Here is an 18,388-nt window from a genome sequence, read left to right on the forward strand (position 1 = left end):
CGAGCTCGCCCGCGGCACCGACCCGACCCTCGACCTGGCCAAGCCCATGAACGGTCACGGCCGCGAGGTCGTGCTCAACGTCCACGTCACGCCGGACGCGATCACCGACCAGCCAGGCACCCATCTCGCGCGGGTGGACAACACCCGTTCCTTCGTCGACGCCGACCAGGTCCGCACCTGGTGCGGCACCCCCGGCACCACCATCACCGTCCGGCCGGTGCTCGACCTGGCCGAGCACCTGTCCGGCACCGCCTACGAGACCCCCGACCGGCTCGCCGAGCAAGCCACCCACGTCGACGGCACCTGCGTCTTCCCGTGGTGCTCGCGACCCGCGCGGTCGGCCGACTGCGACCACGTCCAGCCCCATGCCGAGGGCGGCCCCACCTGCTCCTGCAACATCGCCCGCCTCTGCCGCCGACACCACCGCCTCAAGACCCACACCGCCTGGCGCTACGAGGCCCTCGAGCGCGGCAGCTACCTGTGGACCAGCCCGCACGGACTCAGCTTCCTCCGCGACCGCACCGGCACGATCGACGTCACCGGACCCGCGAGTCCCGATGATCGCGCTGGTCCCGGCCGACCCGCAGGCGGACACCTCCTGCTCGTTCCCGACCCGTAGCGACCGTGGTCCGGCACGACCCCTGCCGATCTGCTCACTTCTTCTACGCCGTCCGTCCGATGCTCGCCGCCGCGCGCCCGTAGTTCTGTTGGTTGGTGCGTAGCTCGGTGGGGAGCAACTCCGGGATGCCGACGCGAGCAGGGTGGCGCCGGCTGGTCTCGGCTGTCGTCGCTCTCAGCGCCTTCGGCCTCGCGATCAACACGGCCACCAGTGGCGGGGCGCACGGGCACGTGCCCTCGTGCGGCGGCCACCTCCCCGCGTTCCCCGGTGCCGAGGGCTACGGCTGCGCGACGCCGGGCGGGCGGGGCGGACGCGTGGTCACGGTCTCGAACCTCGACGACTCCGGGCCCGGGAGCCTGCGGCGGGCCCTCGAGTCCCCCGGCCGGCGGTTCGTGGTCTTCGCCGTGTCCGGCACGATCGACGTGAGCTCGCAGATCATCGTCGACGACCCGTACGTCACCGTCGCCGGCCAGACCGCTCCCGGAGGCGGGATCACGCTCCGGGCGGGGCCCGGCAACGTGAGCGGACTGGTGGACGTGCGCACCCACGACGTGGTGATCAGGTTCCTCCGCTTCCGCGCGGGTGCACCGGACGGCGTGTCCGGCGAGAACCTCGACGGGCTCAACATCTGGGAGCAGGGCAGCCACGACATTGTCATCGACCACAACTCGTTCAGCTGGGCGGTCGACGAGAACGTGAGCACCTGGGACGACGCCCGCGACATCACGTTCTCCTGGAACATCATCGCCGAGGGGCTCCGGTACGCCACCCATCCCGAGGGCGAGCACAGCAAGGGCCTGCTGGTCAGCGGCGACGCGACGCGCAACATGAGCGTCCACCACAACCTGTTCGCCGACAACACCGCCCGCAACCCGCAGATCAGCGCCCCGGGGAAGGTCCAGGTCGTCAACAACGTCGTGTTCAACTACGTCGACTCGGCGCTGCAGACCTCGAACGCGCACGGGTCCCCGCACGTCGACATCGTGGGCAACTACTTCATCGCGGGGCCGGACAGCGACCCCGACCGGTACGAGATCGACGGCTACCCCGAGGGGCCCCAGGACACGTGGAGCATCCACCTGGAAGGCAACGTCGGTCCGCACAGCCGGACCATCGGCTCGCAGCGTGACCTGGTCACCCCGGAGGACCGCAACCTGATCGTGGACACCGCCCCACCCGGGCTCCCGACCATCACGACGGTCCGGGCCGAGCAGGCGTACGACGAGGTCCTGGCCCACGCCGGCGCGCGGGTCCCCTACCTGGACTCGGTCGACGCGCAGGTCATCGAGGACGTGCGCCAGGGCCGGGGCCGGATGGTCGACGACCCCTCCGACGTCGGCGGGTGGCCGTCGCTGCCGGCCGGGAAGCCGCGTCCCGACCAGGACCGGGACGGCATGCCCGACACCTGGGAGGCGAACGCCGGGCTGTCGGCCCAGCGCAACGACAGCGGAGGGGACGTCGACGGTGACGGCTACACCAACGTCGAGGAGTACGCCAACGCTCTCGTCAGGTCGGTCGCCCCGCAGGACGCGGACCTGCCGCAGCCCCCGGCGCGGTGAGCAGGTACGACGAAGGCCCCCTCCAACAGGAGGGGGCCTTCGGCGCTGCGGGGGGAAGCGAGGGTCAGTCCTCGTCCTCGACCGCGACGTTGCGGGTCTTGTTCGGGTCGACCTGGACACCGGGGCCCATGGTCGTCGACATCGTGACCTTCTTCAGGTAGCGGCCCTTGGAGCTGGCCGGCTTGAGCCGGAGCACCTCCTCGAGCGCCGCGGCGTAGTTCTCGGCCAGCTGGGCCTCGGAGAACGACGCCTTGCCGATGATGAAGTGCAGGTTGGCGTGCCGGTCGACGCGGAACTCGATCTTGCCGCCCTTGATGTCGGTGACGGCCTTGGCCACGTCGGGGGTGACGGTGCCGGTCTTCGGGTTCGGCATGAGGCCGCGGGGGCCGAGCACGCGGCCGAGGCGGCCGACCTTGCCCATCATGTCGGGGGTCGCGACGACGGCGTCGAAGTCGAGCCAGCCACCGCTCACCTTGTCGATGAGCTCGTCGCCACCGACGATGTCGGCGCCGGCCTCGCGGGCGGCGTCAGCCTTGTCGGCGTTGGCGAACACGAGGACCCGGGCGGTCTTGCCGGTGCCGTGCGGGAGGTTGACGGTGCCGCGGACCATCTGGTCGGCCTTGCGCGGGTCGACACCCAGGCGCATGGCGACGTCGACGGTCTCGTCGAACTTCTTCTTGCTGCCCGCCTTGGCCAGCTTGATGGCCTCGAGCGGGGAGTACAGCGCGTCCTTGTCGAACTGCTCGGACGCGGCGCGGTAGGTCTTGCTGCGCTGCATGGTCTGGTTCCTTTGCTTGTGTTCCAGGTGTGGTGCGGACCAGCGCGGTCCTTCCACAGTTGCGTCGGAGTACGTCGGTGGTCGACAGGGTCGACCACCGAGGGACTACTCCGTGGTGACGCCCATCGACCGGGCGGTGCCCTCCACGATCTTCATCGCGGCGTCGATGTCGTTGGCGTTGAGGTCGGGGAGCTTCGTCGTCGCGATCTCGCGCACCTGGTCCTTGGTCAGCTTGCCGACCTTGTCCTTGTGCGGGACGCCCGAGCCCTTCGCGAGACCGGCCGCCTTCTTGATCAGCTCAGCCGCCGGCGGCGTCTTCGTGATGAAGGTGAACGAGCGGTCCTCGTAGATGGTGATCTCGACGGGGATGACGTTGCCCCGCATGGCCTCGGTCTGCGCGTTGTAGGCCTTGCAGAACTCCATGATGTTCACGCCGTGGGGACCGAGCGCGGTACCCACCGGCGGAGCAGGAGTGGCCGCCCCGGCCTGCAGCTGCACCTTGACGAGCGCTGCGATCTTCTTCTTGGGAGGCATTGCTTTTCTCTTTCTCTCGTGTGGTCCTGACGGGGGCTAGCCCCCTGCCACGTCGTGCCAGCGGGTCCTCGCGGGCGAGGACCCGAGCCTCAGACCTTCTGGATCTGGTTGAAGCTCAGCTCGACCGGGGTCTCCCGGCCGAAGATCTCGACGAGGGCCTTGACCCTCTGGGACTCGGCGTTGATCTCGGTGATCGTCGCGTGCAGCGTGGCGAACGGGCCGTCGACCACCATGACCGAGTCGGACACGTCGAAGTCGGCGACCTCGACCTTCTTCTTGGTCGCGGTGGTGCCGCCGGCCGGGGCACCGCCCTGCTCGGCAGCCGCGGCCTCGACCTCGGCCGCGATGGCCGGGGCGAGCATGCTCTCGACCTCGTCGAGGCTCAGCGGCACCGGCTGGTGGCTGTGGCCGACGAAGCCCGTCACCGACGGGGTGTGGCGCACGGCCGACCAGGACTCGTCGGTGAGGTCCATCCGGACCAGGACGTAGCCGGGGAGCACGGTGCGCTTGACCAGCTTGCGCTGGCCGTTCTTGATCTCCGCGACCTCCTCGGTCGGGACGATCACCTCGTGGATGTAGTCCTCCATGTTGAGGGAGGTGATGCGGTTCTCGAGGTTGGCCTTCACCCGGTTCTCCATGCCGGAGTAGGTGTGGACCACGAACCAGTCGCCGGGCTTGGAGCGCAGCGACTCGCGGAACTCCTCGAGCGGGTCGGCGGCCGGCGCGTCGATCTCATCGGCGGCGTCGATCTCGTCAGCGGCGTCGGCGGCCTCGTCGACCTCGGCGGCGATCTCGTCCGCCGCGTCGGACTCGGCGGTCTCGGCGTCCTCGGCCGGGCCGTCGCTGAGCTCGTCGGCGTCGTCGCCGAGAACCTCGGTGGCCTCGTCGGCCGGCGAGGCGTCGAGCTCGTCGGTGGCAGCCTCGTCGACCTCGACGGCCGCGGGCTCCTCGACGCCCTCAGCGGCGTCGACGGACTCGGCGGACTCGGCGGTCGGCTGCTCGTCGTACGACTGCGACACGGTTATCCATTCACCTTCACTGTTGAAGAACTGCGGGTTGCCCGGCGGCCGGGACCCGGCCTGCGGATCAGCCGAAGACGGCGAAGATCAGCTTTCCGAAGCCCAGGTCGAGCAGGGACACGACCGTCATGACCACGGCCACGAAGACCAGGACCACGATGAAGTACGTGACCAGCTGCTCCTGCGTCGGCCAGACGACCTTGCGGAGCTCGGCCACGACCTGCCGGTAGAAGGTGGCAGGGCTGGTGCGCCTGTCGCGCGACTGGCTGCCGCCAGACGTCGACACCGAACGGCTGTCCGCCACTGCTCTGCCTCTCCACTCGACTTCCACTCGACCACAGGTCGGGTCGTCTCCGACTCCGCTCCTCGCAGGGCACGAGGGACTTGAACCCCCAACCTTCGGTTTTGGAGACCGATGCTCTGCCAGTTGAGCTAGTGCCCTACAGGGGTCCTCATCCGTGCCCTCAGCCCCGCCGCGTGGCGCGCCGGCAGGGTGCGCTTCCGCGGATCGTGGGCATGACAGTCAAGGGTGAGATCCACCAACGGTGAAGTGTACGGGGAAGGCCGAAGGGAAGTCGAACCGAGCGATCCGGCCCGGCGACCACGGGCCAGAACCCGGGTGCCGCCGCGACGGCCCGAGTGGAACGATAGGCGCATGAGCGCATCGACCGACGCCGCACGCCCCGCCACCAGCCGCCGGATCTCCGCCCGGGTCGGCGGTATCGCAGAGTCCGCCACGCTGGCGGTCGACTCGAAGGCCAAGGCGCTCAAGGCGGCCGGGCGGCCGGTGGTCGGCTTCGGCGCCGGCGAGCCGGACTTCCCGACGCCGGACTACATCGTCGAGGCCGCCGTCGAGGCCTGCCGGGTCCCCGCGAACCACCGCTACACCCCCGCCGGAGGGCTCCCCGAGCTCAAGAAGGCGATCGCGGAGAAGACGCTGCGCGACACCGGGTACGCCGTCGAGCCGGCCCAGGTGCTGGTGACCAACGGCGGCAAGCAGGCCATCTACGAGGCCTTCGCCACCCTGCTCGACCCGGGCGACGAGGTGATCCTGCCGGCGCCGTACTGGACCACCTACCCGGAGGCGATCCGCCTCGCCGGCGGCGTGCCGGTCGAGGTGCTCGCCGACGAGACCCAGGACTACAAGGTCACCGTCGACCAGCTCGAGGAGGCGCGCACCGACCGGACCAAGGTGCTGCTGTTCAACTCGCCGTCGAACCCGACCGGCGCCGTCTACGACCGCGCCGAGACCGAGGCCATCGGGCGCTGGGCCCTCGACAACGACCTGTGGGTGCTCACCGACGAGATCTACGAGCACCTCACCTACGACGGTGCCGAGGCGCCGTCGCTGCCGGTCGTCGTGCCCGAGCTCGCGGACACCTGCGTCGTGGTCAACGGCGTCGCCAAGACCTACGCCATGACCGGCTGGCGCGTCGGCTGGGTGATCGCCCCGCAGGACGTCGTCAAGGCGGCGACCAACCTCCAGTCGCACGCGACGTCCAACGTCACCAACGTCGCCCAGCGGGCCGCGATCGCCGCGGTGTCGGGCGACCTGGCCGCCGTGGGGACGATGAAGGAGGCGTTCGACCGGCGCCGCCGCACGATCGTGTCGATGCTCAACGAGATCGACGGCGTGGTCTGCCCGGAGCCCAAGGGCGCGTTCTACGCCTTCCCGTCGGTGAAGGGGCTGCTGGGCCGAACCTTCGACGGGGTCACCCCGACGACGTCGGCCGAGCTCGCCGAGCTGATGCTCGACAAGGCCGAGGTGGCCGCGGTGCCGGGTGAGGCGTTCGGGGCGCCGGGCTACCTGCGCTTCTCCTACGCGCTCGGCGACGAGGACCTGGTCGAGGGGATCACCCGGCTCCAGAAGCTGTTCGCCTGACCCGCGTGGGGGACTCGGGAGGCGGCCGCCCGGTCGCCACGCTACCCAAGGCGCACCTGCACCTGCACTTCACCGGTTCGATGCGGCACGGCACGCTGCTCGAGCTGGCCGAGCGCGACGGCATCCTGCTGCCCGACGCCCTGGTCGAGGACTGGCCGCCGCAGCTGTCGGCGGCCGACGAGAAGGGCTGGTTCCGCTTCCAGAGGCTGTACGACGTCGCGCGGTCCGTGCTGCGCACCGAGGACGACGTGCGCCGGCTGGTGCGCGAGGCCGCCGAGGACGACGTCGCCGACGGCGGGCGCTGGCTGGAGATCCAGGTGGACCCCAGCGGCTACGCCGCGCGCTTCGGGGGCATCACCGCCTTCACCGACCTGGTGCTCGACGCGGTGCGCGACGCCTCGGCCCGCACCGGGCTGGGCATGGCCGTGGTGATCGCGGCGAACCGCACCCGGCACCCGCTCGACGCGCGCACGCTGGCCCGGCTCGCGGCGCAGTACGTCGGCCGCGGCGTGGTGGGCTTCGGCCTCTCCAACGACGAGCGCCGCGGCACGACCACGGAGTTCGCGCCGGCCTTCCGGATCGCCGAGCGTGCCGGCCTGATGCTGGCGCCGCACGGCGGCGAGCTGCTCGGGCCCGAGCACGTGCGGACCTGCCTCGACGCCCTGGGCGCCGACCGGCTCGGCCACGGCGTGCGGGTCGCGGAGGACCCGGCCCTGCTCGACCGCGTCGTGGCGAGCGGCGTACCCCTGGAGGTGTGCCCGGTGTCCAACGTGGCGCTGGGCGTCTACAGCGACCTGACCTCGGTGCCGCTGCCCAGCCTGCTGGAGGCGGGCGCGACCGTCGCGCTGGGCGCCGACGACCCGCTGCTGTTCGGGTCGCGGCTTGCCGGGCAGTACGCCACCATGCGGGCCGCCCACGACCTCGACGACTGCACGCTGGCCGAGCTGGCGCGGATGTCGGTGCGCGCGTCGCGGGCGCCGGACGGCCTGAAGGCCGAGGTGCTGCGCGACGTGGACGCGTGGTTGGCAGAATCACCCGTATGACGACACCTCCGGGCGACGAGCAGCCCGAGCCCCAGCCGGGCGAGCCGGGTCAGCCGGGCCAGCCGGGTCCGCCGGGCCAGCAGCCGGACCCCACCCAGCCGCTCGGTTACTGGGAGCAGCAGGCGCAGGGCCCGCAGGGCCCGCCCCCGGGCCAGCAGCCGCCGCCGTCGTCGGGCTACCAGTACCCGCCGCAGCAGCCGTACGGCCCGCCGCCGCAGGGCTACGCGCAGCAGGGCTACGGGCAGCCGCCGTACCGGCCCGCCGACCACCCGCGCGCGACCACGGCTCTCGTGCTCGGCCTGGTCGCGATCGTGGGCGGCCTGACCTGCGGCCTGCCGCTGGTGGTCGGTCCGTGGGCGTGGGTGTTCGGCCGCGGCGCGGTGCGTGACATCGACCGCGAGCCGCAGCGGTACGGCGGTCGCGGGATGGCCATGGCCGGCTACGTCATGGGCGTGATCGCCACGATCCTGCTGGTCCTGGGCATCTTGGCGTTCATCGCGGTCCTGCTGTTCGCGGTCGCGATGCCGAGCGGCAGCTTCTCCGAGAGCGGCGTCCGGGCCTGACGTCGATCAGGCAGACGGCACGGGCAGGTCGCACCCGACCAGCACCGGCTCGTTGACCAGCCAGACCCCGAACCTCGCGAGCACACCCCGCTGCACCTCGCCGGCGAGGGCGAGCAGGTCGGCGGTCGCGGCGTCGCCCCGGTTGGTCAGCGCCAGCGTGTGCTTGGTCGACAGCGAGACCCGGTCGTTGCCGTAGCCCTTGCCGAACCCGGCGTGCTCGATCAGCCAGGCGGCGCCGGTCTTGACGGTGCCGTCCGGCTGCTCCCACGCGGGGGCCCCCTCCGGCAGGTCGGCCGGGTCGACGAACGGGTTGGTGAAGAACGAGCCGGCGCTCCAGGTGTCGTGGTCGTCGGCGTCGAGCACCATGCCCTTGCCGCGGCGCAGGCCGAGCACGGCCTCGCGGACGTCGCGCGCCGGCGCTCGTCCGCCCGGCTCGACGCCGAGGGTGCGGGCGAGCTCGGCGTAGCGCACCGGGGCCCCGAGGTCGCCGAGCGGGAGCTGGAAGGTGACCTCGAGGACGACGTACCGGCCGGGGTCCTGCTTGAACCGGCTGGTGCGGTACCCGAAGCCGCAGTCGGCCGCGAAGAACGTCTTGTAGGCCGACGCCACCCGGTCCCAGCAGCGCACGGACGCGACCGTGTCGGCGACCTCCTGTCCATACGCGCCGACGTTCTGGATGGGCGTCGCACCGGTCGAGCCGGGGATGCCGGAGAGCGCCTCGACGCCGATCCAGCGGTCCTCGACGGCGCGGGCGACGACGTCGTCCCAGACCTCGCCGGCCTGCACGGTGACGAACGCGCCGCCGCAGGTGTCACCGGCGACGGAGATGCCGCGGCTCGCGACCTCGACGACGGTGCCGTCGAAGCCCTCGTCGGCCACGACGAGGTTGCTGCCGCCGGCGAGCACCAGCACCGGGGTGCCGGCCTCGTCGGCGGTGCGGACCGCCTCGACGAGCGCGTCCCCGGTGGTGGCGGTGACCCAGTCGCGGGCCGGGCCGCCCAGCCGCAGGGTGGTGTGGTCCTTCAGCTCGGGCACGTCAGGCTTCCAGGACGGCCTTCGGTGCCCCCAGCACCTTGTCGTCGCCGCAGGTGACCTCGAGCGCGACCTGCACGCCCGCGTCGGTGACCTGCTTGACCGTGCCGTTGACGCGCACGACCACGCCCTCGTCGTCGTCGGGGACGACGACGGGCTTGGTGAACTTGCAGGACAGCTCGCGCACCTTGCCGGTGCCGCCGGCCCAGGTGTCGAGGGCGCGGGCGGCGAGCGCCATGGTGTACATCCCGTGCGCGATCACGCCGGGCAGGCCGACGGAGGTGGCCACGCGCTGGGACCAGTGGATCGGGTTGCGGTCGCCGCTGGCGCCGGCGTAGCGGACCAGGTCGGCGCGGGTGACGGTGTAGGCCTGCTCGGGCAGGACGTCGCCGGTCTGCATCAGGCCTCGCCCCCGGTGTCGTCGTTGTCGTCGGAGGGGCCGCGGTGCACCAGCGTCGCGAACGCCGTGCACACGGGCTTGCCGTCGGCGTCGGTGATCTCGCTGCGGGTGCCGATGATGTCGGCGCCGCCGATCTGGCGGAGGGTGTCGACGGTCAGCTCGGCGGTCAGCTCGTCACCGACCACGACGGGCCGGGTGTAGCTGAACCGCTGCTCCCCGTGCACCACCCGGTGCAGCGCGATACCGACCTCGGGGTCCTCCATCAGCCCGGTCATCGCGCCGAACGCGACGACGATCGGGAACGTCGCCGGCGCCGCCCCTCCGTCGTACGACGAACCGGTGGCGGCCGCGAACTCGCGGACCCGCTCCTCGGTCACGGTGTAGGCAGCCGTCGGCGGGAAGGTCCGGCCGGCGAGCGTGGGGTCGACTGGCATGGCGACCACGTTATCGGGGGCACCCGCCGCAACGCGAAGGAGCGGCACCCCCGAAGGGATGCCGCTCCTCGACGGTGCGGTGGTCGGTGTGACCGACGACTCAGCGGGTCTCGCGGTGCGCGGTGTGCTTGCGGCAGCGCGGGCAGAACTTGCTCAGCTCCATGCGGTCCGGGTCGTTGCGGCGGTTCTTCTTGGTGATGTAGTTGCGTTCCTTGCACTCCGTGCAGGCCAAGGTGATCTTGGGGCGAACGTCTGAGCTCTTGCTGGCCACGGTGTGCCTCTTCTTCGGATCGACTGCTGCTGATGTCTCTGTTGGTAGCGGGGGCGGGACTCGAACCCGCGACACCACGATTATGAGCCGTGTGCTCTAACCACCTGAGCTACCCCGCCACAGGGACGGGCACCGCGCAGGCCTCGGCTCACGCGACTTCCTACCCAGAGCCCCTTTACGGAATCGAACCGTAGACCTTCTCCTTACCATGGAGACGCTCTGCCGACTGAGCTAAAGGGGCAACGCCGGAAGAGAATACACAGGCCTCACGGGGAACATGAAATCGTGTCACCGGTGACCGCTTTCTACCTCCAGGACGGCCCCGACCGCTTCCTCTCCCAGCCGTCGACGGCGGGCCCGTGGGGCCCCGACAGCCAGCACGGCGGACCGCCCGCGGCGCTGCTCGGCCGGGCGATCGAGGGGCTGGTCCCGGACGGCTCGCGGACCGTGGGCCGGGTCACGATCGAGCTGCTCGGGCCGGTGCCCGTCGGACCGCTGCGGGTCTCCGCGACGGAGGTCCGGCCGGGCCGGTCGGTGTCGCTGGTCGAGGCCACGCTGTACGACGAGCAGCGGGACCGGCCGGTGGCCCGCGCGGCCGCGTGGCTGTTCCCGGCCACCGAGGACGGGCCGGGCAAGGTCGTCCCGCTGCCGCACGGCCCGGCCGACGGCGAGGAGAAGCCGCGGCCGGCGAGCTGGTCGGGCGGCTACCTCGACGCCGTCGAGTGGCGGTGGATCGTCGGGTCGGTCGGCGAGCCCGGTCCCGGTGTGGTGTGGATGCGCCCGCCGTCCGAGCTGGTCGCCGGCGAGCCGATCAGCCCGCTGCAGCGGCTGCTGGCCTGCGTGGACTCGGCGTCCGGGGCGTCGGCGTGCCTGGACCCGGCCGACTGGGGCTTCCTCAACACCGAGCTCACCGTGCACGTGCTGCGGCCGCCGGTGGGCGACTGGGTCTGCCTGGACGCGACCACGACGCTCGGCACCGGGTCGGTCGGCCTGGCCACGTCGTCGGTGCACGACGAGCTCGGGCTGGTCGCGCGCAGCGCCCAGGCGCTGCTCGTCGTGGCGCGGCGCTCCTAGTAGGTCCAGGTGGCGACGGCGTAGAGCACGCCGTAGGGGTCGTCGGCGTGCGACACCTCGGTGCGGGCCGGGTGGCCGAGCCGGGCGAGCAGGCGGAACGACCCGCGGCCCTCGACCATCAGCTCCCGGGCCAGGTCGACGTCGAGAGCCGTGAGGGCGGTCGCGTCCCCCTCGCGCAGCGCGCGCAGCACGGCGTCGTCGAAGCCGAACGCCCGCTCGTCGAGCATGCCGGGGCCCTTGTCGAGGCGGCGCGCGCTGCCCTCGGCCATCAGCAGCAGCACCTCGCGACCGGGCCGTGCGGCGAGCTCGTCGGCCAGCCCGGCCAGGTCGGCGTCGGCGGCGTCGGGCGGCAGGGCGCGCAGCGCGGCCGGACCGGTCCAGCCGGCCTCGTCCAGCAGGCGGCGGCCGACGCCCAGCGCCTGGGGCAGCCCGGGGCCGGTGCGGGCGGACGTCGTACCGAAGCGGCGGACGTCGACGGGTGCGCCCTCGTCGAAGCCGGGCTCGGCCGGGCCGACCACGACGACACCGTCGGGGGCCGTCGCGAGGGCGGCGGACAGCGCGGCGGAGCAGGCGGCGCGCAGGTCGGCCACGGGGTCGGCGATCCCGCCGAGCTCGCGCAGCAGCAGCGGCGGGTGCGGGACGACGACGGCGGTGGAGATCGTCATGCCAGGCCTCGCACGACGCGGGCGGGCGGCCGGTCGCCCTTGATCGAGGCGACCATGTCGAGCACCTGGCGGGTCTCGGCGACCTCGTGCACCCGGTACACCTGGGCGCCGTGCCACGCGCTGACCGCCGTCGCGGCGAGGGTGCCGACGACGCGCTCGCCGACGGGCCGGTCGAGCGTCTCCCCCACGAAGTCCTTGTTGGACAGGGACACCAGCACGGGCCAGCCGGTCGCGGCCATCTCGTCCAGGCGGCGAGTCAGCTCGAGCGAGTGCCAGGTGTTCTTGTCGAAGTCGTGCGCCGGGTCGATGAGGATGCTGCGCCGGTCGACGCCCAGGGACAGCGCGCGCTCGGCTAGCGCGACGGTGTCGTGGATGGCGCTCGCCACCACGTCGTCGTACGACGGACGGTGCGGCGGCGTGCGCGGGACCGCGCCGTTGGTGTGGGTGCAGACGATCGCGGTGCCGGTCGCGGCCGCCACCTCCGCCAGCCGCGGGTCGTGCCCTCCCCACGCGTCGTTGAGCACGTCGGCGCCGGCGGCGACGACCTCCTCGGCCACGTCGGCCCGCCAGGTGTCCACGCTGACCACCAGGTCCGGGAACTCCGCGCGGACCTTCGCCACGAACGGCGCCGTGCGGCGGATCTCCTCCGCGGCGTCGACCACCTCTCCCGGGCCGGCCTTCACGCCGCCGATGTCGACGAGGTCGGCGCCCTCGGCGACGACCTGGCGTACCCGGTCGAGGGCGCGCTCCTCCTCCCAGGTGGCGCCGTTGTCGTAGAAGGAGTCGCGGGTGCGGTTGACGATCGCCATCACGAGGAGGGCGGTGTCGTCGAACTCGCCGCGTCCGAGCTTGAGCACGCCCGCGACAGTACCGGCGGGTCCACGGCGCGCGGGACACGAGGGACTAGTCCCAAATGAGGAGGACAAAGCCGGGCCGACAGTGCATATTTTCAGTCACGGGGTCATCGGGGGCCACCGCAGGAACACGTCCGGACTCACCCTGTCCCGGCCGTACATCTTTCGGAGGCATCACATGAAGTCTGCTTACAAGGTCCTCGCCTACCTCATCGCGGCCCTGGTCGTGGTGCAGTCCGCCGCCATGGTCTTCGCCGTCGCCGGGCTGGGCATCTGGGTCGAGGAGGGCGGCGTGCTCGACGCCGCGACGATGGAGAGCGAGCCCACCTTCACCGGGGCGCTCGGGTTCATGATCCACGGCATGAACGGGATGATGCTGATCCCGCTGGTCGCCGTCGCGCTGCTGGTCGTGTCGTTCTTCGCGAAGGTGCCCGGTGGCGTCCGCAACGCGGCCGTCGTGCTCGGGCTCGTCGTGCTGCAGGTCGCGCTCGGCCTGTTCGGTCACGAGAACGCCTACATCGGCATGCTGCACGGCGTGAACGCGCTCGTGCTGTTCGCCGCCGCCCTGTTCAGCGGTCGCGCGGCCGCCAAGGCGGACTCGATGGCGGCACCGCGCACCGCCGCGACGGTCTGACCGCTCGCGCAGCACACGAGAGCGAAACGGCGGGGCAGATGAGCAGGAGTCGACTTCGGCTGTTGCTCGCCTGCCTCGCCGCGCTCGCGATCGTCATCCCCCTGGCCTGGATGTGGCAGGCCAGCCTCGTGCCCGCGACGTACTCCGTCATGGACATGGGCACGCTCGACTACGGCGGCGGGCCGGAGCCAGCGGCCGGCGCCATGGACCACGGGTCCTCGGGCGACATGGGCGACATGGGCGACATGGGCGACATGGACATGGCCGGGATGGAGCACGGCGCCACCACCAGCGTCGCGGACCTGGTCACGAAAGCCGACGGGCCGCCGGACGTCGCGGTCGACCTGGTCGCCGCCCAGGGCGAGGTGACGCTCGCGTCCGGCCGGAAGGTCCCTGGCTACACGCTCAACGGCACGTCACCGGGCCCGCAGATCGACGCCCGGCAGGGCGACCTCGTCGAGGTCACGGTCCGCAACGAGTCCGTCACCGACGGCATGACCCTGCACTGGCACGGCGTCGACGTGCCGAACGCCGATGACGGGGTCGCGGGCGTCACCCAGGACGCCGTCGCGGTCGGCGAGGAGCACACCTACCGCTTCGTCGCCGAGCAGGCGGGGACCTACTGGTACCACTCCCACCAGGTCTCGCACGAGCAGGTCATCGGCGGCCTCTTCGGCGCGCTGGTCGTGCACCCGGCCCGGGGCTCCAGGAACGCGGCCGACAGCGACACCGTCGAGGCCATGGCCGTCGCGCACACGTACTCCGGCACCCGCACGCTGAACGGCGAGGAGGGCGACGTGCCCTTCGTGGCCGAGCCCGGCCAACGCGTCCGGGTCCGCGTGGTCAACACCGACAACGGGCCGACGCAGGTGTGGGCGGGCGGTCCGTACGTCGTCCGCGCCGTCGACGGCTACGACCTCGTCGAGCCCACCCCGGTGACCGACCGGAGCGTCACGCTGACCGGGGGCGCGCGGCTCGACATCGAGGTGGCGGTGCCCGACGACGGGTCGGCGGTCCGGCTGCACGTCGGCGGCGCGACCGCCCTCGTGCTCGGCCCCGAGGGCTCGGTGGCGCCCGAGGTCACGCAGCCGACCGAGAAGCTCGACCTGCTCTCCTACGGCTCCCCCGCCGACCTGCCGTTCGACGTCTCCGACCCGGATCGGACGTTCGACTACGACATCGGCCGCCGTCCGGGGTTCCTCGACGGCCGGCCCGGCCTGTGGTGGACGGTGAACGGGAAGATGTTCCCCGACGTGCCGATGTACGTCGTGCGCGAGGGCGACGTCGTGGTGATGCGGATCCACAACGGCACCAGCGAGGACCACCCGATGCACCTGCACGGCCACCACGCCGTCGTGCTCAGCCGCGACGGGGTCGCCGCCACCGGCAGCCCGTGGTGGGTCGACTCGCTGGCCGTCGACCCCGACGAGACCTACGAGATCGCGTTCGTCGCCGACAACCCCGGCCTCTGGATGGACCACTGCCACAACCTCCCGCACGCCAAGGAGGGGCTGGTCGCCCACCTGATGTACGAGGGCGTCGACACGCCGTACCGCGTGGGCGGGGCCCTGGAGAACCAGCCCGAGTAGCCGGACGGCCAGACCTTCCGGATTCGCCGGACACGGGTCGCGGCCGGAGCTACAAATGAGCTCCACCCCCTTCTCGGTTTGGCTGTCGCATGTCGTCTCACCAGGTCCGGCCCGCTGCCGGTCGTCGTCCGTCCCTCACCGTCACCGCGCGGGTCACCGCCGCCGTCCTGCTCGGCCTCGCCGGCGGCTGGCTCGGCCTCAGCGTCGCCGGCTCCGTCCACCACGAGGTGGGCCCGCTCACCACGTCGATGCGGATCGTGCCGACGTGGGGCGGGGGCACCGTCGTCGAGATCGCCCCGCTCGGCGAGCTGCGGCTCGCCACCCACGCGGGCCCGCTCGGCATCCACGCCACCCTCGACGGCTTCGACGTCGAGGAGGCCCGGGCCCTGGTCACCAACCCCGAGCGGCTGAGCACCCTCAAGCCCGAGGCCGTCGCCGACATCACGTGGGCGGTGAAGATGGCCGTCCTGCGCGGGCTGGCCGCCGCCCTGGTCGGCGCCGTGCTGCTCGCCGGTCTCGCGTCGCGGCGGGTGCTGTCGGCCGCGATCGGTGGCGGCAGCGTGCTCGTCGCGGCCGCCTGCTCGCTCGCCGTCGCGGTGACGGGCTGGAACCCCAACGCCCTCGCCGAGCCCCGCTACACCGGCCTGCTGACCACCGCCCCCTCCGTCGTGGGCACGGCCGAGAGCATCGTCACCGACTTCTCGACGTACGGCGACCAGCTCGCGCAGATCGTCGGCAACGTCAGCGGCCTCTACTCCGCGACGTCGTCGCTGCCGCTGCTGCCCGACCAGGACGAGGTCGTCAAGATCCTGCACGTCTCCGACCTGCACCTCGCGCCGCAGTCGTGGGACGTGATCGCGACCGTCGCCGAGCAGTACGACGTGGACGTCATCGTCGACTCCGGCGACATCACCGACCACGGCAGCCGCGCCGAGAACCGGTACGTCGAGGAGGTCCGGCGGATGCCCGCGCCGTACGTCTGGGTGCGCGGCAACCACGACTCCGCCGTCACCCAGCGCGCGATGCGCCAGGTCCCCAACGCGGTCGTGCTCGACGGCAAGCCGCGTGAGGTGGCGGGCCTGACCTTCCTCGGGCTCGGCGACCCGACGTTCACCCCCGACAAGTCGCTCGACAACGACGAGCGCAAGGTCACCGAGGCGACCGAGGACCTCGCCGCCGCGGCCGAGAACCTCGGCGGCGTGGACGTCCTGGTCTTCCACGACCCCACCGACGCCTCGCTGCTCGACGGGCAGGCGCCGCTCGCGCTGTTCGGCCACAAGCACTACCGCAAGGTCGAGCGCGGCGAGACCGGCACGTTCCTGATGACGCAGGGCTCGACCGGCGGCTCGGGCCTGCGCGCCCTGGAGCCGGACGAGCCCACCGACATCCTCCTCTCGGTGCTGTACGTCGACCGGGGGACGAGCCAGCTCCGCGCCTACGACGACATCCGGCTCGGCGGGCTGGGCAGCGCCGCGGCGTCGATCAACCGGCACGTCGTCGACCACGCCGGCGACACCACCTACGTCGCGCCGCCACCCGTCGACGGCACCGGGGGCGAGACCGGCGCCACGGCGGTGCCGGGCGGGGCGGAATAGCCGAGCCCTCTCCCTGGTTCGTATAGTTGAATCTGAAACTATTAGACCAGGGAGCAGCGATGCAGTTCGGGATCTTCACCGTCGGCGACGTCACCACCGACCCGACGACCGGCACCACGCCGACCGAGCACGAGCGCATCAAGGCGACCGTCGCCATCGCCAGGAAGGCCGAGGAGGTCGGGCTCGACGTCTTCGCGACCGGCGAGCACCACAACCCGCCGTTCATCGCCTCGGCCCCGACGACGACGCTCGCCTACATCGGCGCGCTGACCGAGCGGATCATCCTCTCGACGTCGACGACGCTGATCACCACCACCGACCCGGTGCTGATCGCGGAGGACTACGCGAAGCTGCAGCACCTCACCGACGGCCGCGTCGACCTGATGATGGGTCGCGGCAACACCGGCCCGGTCTACCCGTGGTTCGGCAAGGACATCCGCGACGGCATCAACCTCGCGATCGAGAACTACCACCTGCTGCACCGCCTGTGGCGCGAGGACGTCGTCGACTGGGAGGGCAAGTTCCGGACGCCGCTCCAGGGCTACACCTCCACGCCGCGGCCGCTCGACGGCGTCCCGCCGTTCGTCTGGCACGGCTCGATCCGGTCCCCCGAGATCGCCGAGCAGGCGGCGTACTACGGCGACGGCTTCTTCGCCAACCACATCTTCTGGCCCGCGTCGCACACCGAGCGGATGATCAACCTCTACCGCCAGCGGTTCGAGCACTACGGCCACGGCTCCGCCGACCAGGCGATCGTCGGGCTCGGCGGCCAGGTGTTCATGCGCAAGAACAGCCAGGACGCGGTCAACGAGTTCCGGCCGTACTTCGACAACGCGCCGGTCTACGGCCACGGCCCGTCGCTGGAGGACTTCACCTCGCAGACGCCGCTGACCGTCGGCAGCCCGCAGCAGGTCATCGAGCGCACGCTCGGCTTCCGGGAGTACGTCGGCGACTACCAGCGCCAGCTGTTCCTCATGGACCACGCCGGGCTGCCGCTGAAGACCGTGCTCGAGCAGCTCGACATCCTCGGTGAGAAGGTCGTCCCGGTGCTCCGCAAGGAGTTCGCCGCGTTCAAGCCGGCGCACGTCCCGGAGGCACCCACCCACGCCTCCCGGGTCGCGGAGGCCGGCGGGCCGCGCGACACGACCGTGCACGCGGCGGGCGACGACGTGACCGGCCGCTCCCCCGCGGCGGTGACCCGATGACGCGCGTCGCCGTCGTCACGGCGGGCCTCGGCCAGCCGTCCTCGTCCCGGCTGCTGGCCGACCGGCTCTCCGACGCGACCGACCGCGCCCTCCGCCTGCAGGGCGAGCGGGCCGAGGTGACGGTGGTCGAGCTGCGCGACTTCGCGCACGAGATCACCGACCACCTGCTCACCGGCTTCGCTCCGCCGCGGCTGGCCGAGGCGATCGAGGCCGTGACGTCCGCGGACGCGGTCATCGCCGTGTCGCCGGTGTTCTCGGCGTCGTACAGCGGGCTGTTCAAGTCGTTCTTCGACGTGCTCGACGACGGCGTGCTCGACGCGAAGCCGGTGCTGCTCGGCGCCACGGGCGGCACCGCCCGGCACTCGCTGGCGCTGGAGTTCGCGCTGCGCCCGCTGTTCGCCTACCTGCGGGCGTCGGTCACACCGACCGCGGTCTTCGCCGCGAGCGAGGACTTCGGGACGGCGGGAGCGGGTACCTCCCTGTCGACGCGTGCGGACCGCGCGGGCCGGGAGCTCGCCGACCTGGTGCTGCAGCGGCCTCGCACCGCGCCGACGGACCCGTTCGACAACCCGACACCGTTCGAGCAGCTGCTCGGCAGCTGACCGGCGACCGACCGCCACGACTCTCGGGAGGCATCG

General features: G+C 72.0%; 21 protein-coding genes and 3 tRNA genes. 11 read left to right on the forward strand and 13 right to left on the reverse strand.

Features of this window, described 5'->3' with window-relative positions; genetic code table 11:
- On the forward strand, nt 1-619 hold a 619-nt coding region (locus ETU37_RS23005), incomplete at its 5' end, for an HNH endonuclease signature motif containing protein (protein WP_165372350.1).
- Between the two features lie 125 nt (nt 620-744).
- Nucleotides 745-2,178 (forward strand): pectate lyase family protein, encoded by a 1,434-nt coding sequence (locus ETU37_RS01395; protein WP_129985091.1) that lies wholly within the window; start codon nt 745-747, stop codon nt 2,176-2,178.
- A gap of 64 nt (nt 2,179-2,242) precedes the next feature.
- On the opposite strand, the gene rplA is transcribed toward ETU37_RS01395, so the two are convergent.
- The 5 genes from rplA to ETU37_RS01420 form a co-directional block, all read right to left on the reverse strand.
- Nucleotides 2,243-2,956, reverse strand: coding sequence for a 50S ribosomal protein L1 (rplA, locus tag ETU37_RS01400; RefSeq protein WP_129985092.1), 714 nt, complete (start codon nt 2,954-2,956; stop codon nt 2,243-2,245).
- 105 nt (nt 2,957-3,061) lie between these two features.
- The gene (gene rplK / locus ETU37_RS01405) at nt 3,062-3,490 is read right to left on the reverse strand and encodes a 50S ribosomal protein L11 (protein WP_129985093.1); all 429 of its coding nucleotides are present in this window, start codon (nt 3,488-3,490) and stop codon (nt 3,062-3,064) included.
- A gap of 89 nt (nt 3,491-3,579) precedes the next feature.
- The gene (gene nusG, locus ETU37_RS01410; protein ID WP_420819090.1) at nt 3,580-4,515 is read right to left on the reverse strand and encodes a transcription termination/antitermination protein NusG; all 936 of its coding nucleotides are present in this window, start codon (nt 4,513-4,515) and stop codon (nt 3,580-3,582) included.
- A gap of 61 nt (nt 4,516-4,576) precedes the next feature.
- The gene (gene secE / locus ETU37_RS01415; RefSeq protein ID WP_165372352.1) at nt 4,577-4,795 is read right to left on the reverse strand and encodes a preprotein translocase subunit SecE; all 219 of its coding nucleotides are present in this window, start codon (nt 4,793-4,795) and stop codon (nt 4,577-4,579) included.
- An 83-nt stretch (nt 4,796-4,878) separates the two neighbouring features.
- Nucleotides 4,879-4,951 (reverse strand) — tRNA-Trp (locus ETU37_RS01420).
- Between the two features lie 213 nt (nt 4,952-5,164).
- On the opposite strand from ETU37_RS01420, the gene ETU37_RS01425 reads away from it, so the two are divergent.
- The 3 genes from ETU37_RS01425 to ETU37_RS01435 are packed head-to-tail and all read left to right on the forward strand — an operon-like array spanning nt 5,165 to nt 7,997.
- On the forward strand, nt 5,165-6,391 hold the full coding sequence (locus ETU37_RS01425) for a pyridoxal phosphate-dependent aminotransferase (protein WP_129985095.1): 1,227 nt from the start codon (nt 5,165-5,167) through the stop codon (nt 6,389-6,391).
- A gap of 5 nt (nt 6,392-6,396) precedes the next feature.
- A complete protein-coding gene (locus tag ETU37_RS01430) occupies nt 6,397-7,434 on the forward strand; it encodes an adenosine deaminase (RefSeq protein WP_129985096.1) in 1,038 nt (345 codons plus the stop codon).
- A complete protein-coding gene (locus ETU37_RS01435; protein WP_129985097.1) occupies nt 7,431-7,997 on the forward strand; it encodes a DUF4190 domain-containing protein in 567 nt (188 codons plus the stop codon). Before ETU37_RS01430 ends, ETU37_RS01435 begins: the two co-directional genes overlap by 4 nt.
- Before the next feature lie 6 nt (nt 7,998-8,003).
- Here ETU37_RS01435 and ETU37_RS01440 read toward each other — a convergent pair whose 3' ends face one another.
- From ETU37_RS01440 to ETU37_RS01465, 6 genes are all read right to left on the reverse strand, one after another.
- Nucleotides 8,004-9,032 (reverse strand): UDP-N-acetylmuramate dehydrogenase, encoded by a 1,029-nt coding sequence (locus ETU37_RS01440; RefSeq protein WP_129985098.1) that lies wholly within the window; start codon nt 9,030-9,032, stop codon nt 8,004-8,006.
- A 1-nt stretch (nt 9,033) separates the two neighbouring features.
- Complete coding sequence (locus ETU37_RS01445) at nt 9,034-9,429, reverse strand: MaoC/PaaZ C-terminal domain-containing protein (RefSeq protein ID WP_129985099.1); 396 nt, start codon at nt 9,427-9,429, stop codon at nt 9,034-9,036.
- A complete protein-coding gene (locus tag ETU37_RS01450) occupies nt 9,429-9,863 on the reverse strand; it encodes an FAS1-like dehydratase domain-containing protein (RefSeq protein WP_129985100.1) in 435 nt (144 codons plus the stop codon). Before ETU37_RS01450 ends, ETU37_RS01445 begins: the two co-directional genes overlap by 1 nt.
- Nucleotides 9,864-9,963: 100 nt before the next feature.
- Nucleotides 9,964-10,134, reverse strand: coding sequence for a 50S ribosomal protein L33 (gene rpmG, locus ETU37_RS01455; RefSeq protein WP_129985101.1), 171 nt, complete (start codon nt 10,132-10,134; stop codon nt 9,964-9,966).
- A gap of 42 nt (nt 10,135-10,176) precedes the next feature.
- Nucleotides 10,177-10,253 (reverse strand) — tRNA-Met (locus ETU37_RS01460).
- Between the two features lie 49 nt (nt 10,254-10,302).
- Nucleotides 10,303-10,375: transfer RNA gene (locus tag ETU37_RS01465), tRNA-Thr, on the reverse strand.
- Between the two features lie 53 nt (nt 10,376-10,428).
- On the opposite strand from ETU37_RS01465, the gene ETU37_RS01470 reads away from it, so the two are divergent.
- Complete coding sequence (locus ETU37_RS01470) at nt 10,429-11,208, forward strand: thioesterase family protein (RefSeq protein ID WP_129985102.1); 780 nt, start codon at nt 10,429-10,431, stop codon at nt 11,206-11,208.
- Here the strand turns inward: ETU37_RS01470 and ETU37_RS01475 are convergent.
- Both ETU37_RS01475 and folP read right to left on the reverse strand, forming a co-directional pair.
- A complete protein-coding gene (locus tag ETU37_RS01475; RefSeq protein ID WP_129985103.1) occupies nt 11,205-11,873 on the reverse strand; it encodes a class III extradiol ring-cleavage dioxygenase family protein in 669 nt (222 codons plus the stop codon). The two genes, ETU37_RS01470 and ETU37_RS01475, sit on opposite strands and share 4 nt — an antisense overlap.
- Nucleotides 11,870-12,730, reverse strand: coding sequence for a dihydropteroate synthase (gene folP / locus ETU37_RS01480; protein WP_129985104.1), 861 nt, complete (start codon nt 12,728-12,730; stop codon nt 11,870-11,872). The genes ETU37_RS01475 and folP overlap by 4 nt, the downstream gene beginning before the upstream one ends.
- Nucleotides 12,731-12,905: 175 nt before the next feature.
- Here folP and ETU37_RS01485 point away from each other — a divergent pair, with 175 nt between their 5' ends.
- The 5 genes from ETU37_RS01485 (at nt 12,906) to ETU37_RS01505 (ending at nt 18,352) form a co-directional block, all read left to right on the forward strand.
- Nucleotides 12,906-13,361, forward strand: a complete 456-nt coding sequence (locus tag ETU37_RS01485; RefSeq protein WP_129985105.1) for a DUF6220 domain-containing protein — start codon at nt 12,906-12,908, stop codon at nt 13,359-13,361.
- 38 nt (nt 13,362-13,399) lie between these two features.
- The gene (locus tag ETU37_RS01490) at nt 13,400-14,950 is read left to right on the forward strand and encodes a multicopper oxidase family protein (protein ID WP_129985106.1); all 1,551 of its coding nucleotides are present in this window, start codon (nt 13,400-13,402) and stop codon (nt 14,948-14,950) included.
- An 89-nt stretch (nt 14,951-15,039) separates the two neighbouring features.
- Nucleotides 15,040-16,545, forward strand: coding sequence for a metallophosphoesterase family protein (locus tag ETU37_RS01495; RefSeq protein ID WP_165372353.1), 1,506 nt, complete (start codon nt 15,040-15,042; stop codon nt 16,543-16,545).
- Between the two features lie 59 nt (nt 16,546-16,604).
- Complete coding sequence (locus ETU37_RS01500) at nt 16,605-17,750, forward strand: LLM class flavin-dependent oxidoreductase (protein WP_129985108.1); 1,146 nt, start codon at nt 16,605-16,607, stop codon at nt 17,748-17,750.
- Nucleotides 17,747-18,352: an FMN reductase gene (locus ETU37_RS01505; protein WP_129985109.1), complete on the forward strand. Its 606-nt coding sequence runs from the start codon at nt 17,747-17,749 to the stop codon at nt 18,350-18,352. The genes ETU37_RS01500 and ETU37_RS01505 overlap by 4 nt, the downstream gene beginning before the upstream one ends.
- Nucleotides 18,353-18,388: the final 36 nt, after the last annotated feature.

It is taken from the genome of Nocardioides iriomotensis (genome assembly GCF_004168035.1).
Classification (GTDB): Bacteria; Actinomycetota; Actinomycetes; order Propionibacteriales; family Nocardioidaceae; genus Nocardioides_B; species Nocardioides_B iriomotensis.

Excerpts from the sequence above, each read along its gene's own strand:
- ETU37_RS01475 (WP_129985103.1), bottom strand. The coding sequence starts at position 11,873 with ATGACGATCTCCACCGCCGTCGTCGTCCCGCACCCGCCGCTGCTGCTG.
- ETU37_RS01495 (WP_165372353.1), top strand. The coding sequence starts at position 15,040 with ATGTCGTCTCACCAGGTCCGGCCCGCTGCCGGTCGTCGTCCGTCCCTC.
- ETU37_RS01435 (WP_129985097.1), top strand. The coding sequence starts at position 7,431 with ATGACGACACCTCCGGGCGACGAGCAGCCCGAGCCCCAGCCGGGCGAG.
- ETU37_RS01500 (WP_129985108.1), top strand. The coding sequence starts at position 16,605 with ATGCAGTTCGGGATCTTCACCGTCGGCGACGTCACCACCGACCCGACG.
- ETU37_RS01445 (WP_129985099.1), bottom strand. The coding sequence starts at position 9,429 with ATGCAGACCGGCGACGTCCTGCCCGAGCAGGCCTACACCGTCACCCGC.
- rplK (WP_129985093.1), bottom strand. The coding sequence starts at position 3,490 with ATGCCTCCCAAGAAGAAGATCGCAGCGCTCGTCAAGGTGCAGCTGCAG.
- ETU37_RS01505 (WP_129985109.1), top strand. The coding sequence starts at position 17,747 with ATGACGCGCGTCGCCGTCGTCACGGCGGGCCTCGGCCAGCCGTCCTCG.
- ETU37_RS01485 (WP_129985105.1), top strand. The coding sequence starts at position 12,906 with ATGAAGTCTGCTTACAAGGTCCTCGCCTACCTCATCGCGGCCCTGGTC.
- ETU37_RS01425 (WP_129985095.1), top strand. The coding sequence starts at position 5,165 with ATGAGCGCATCGACCGACGCCGCACGCCCCGCCACCAGCCGCCGGATC.
- ETU37_RS01395 (WP_129985091.1), top strand. The coding sequence starts at position 745 with ATGCCGACGCGAGCAGGGTGGCGCCGGCTGGTCTCGGCTGTCGTCGCT.
- ETU37_RS01490 (WP_129985106.1), top strand. The coding sequence starts at position 13,400 with ATGAGCAGGAGTCGACTTCGGCTGTTGCTCGCCTGCCTCGCCGCGCTC.
- rplA (WP_129985092.1), bottom strand. The coding sequence starts at position 2,956 with ATGCAGCGCAGCAAGACCTACCGCGCCGCGTCCGAGCAGTTCGACAAG.
- ETU37_RS01450 (WP_129985100.1), bottom strand. The coding sequence starts at position 9,863 with ATGCCAGTCGACCCCACGCTCGCCGGCCGGACCTTCCCGCCGACGGCT.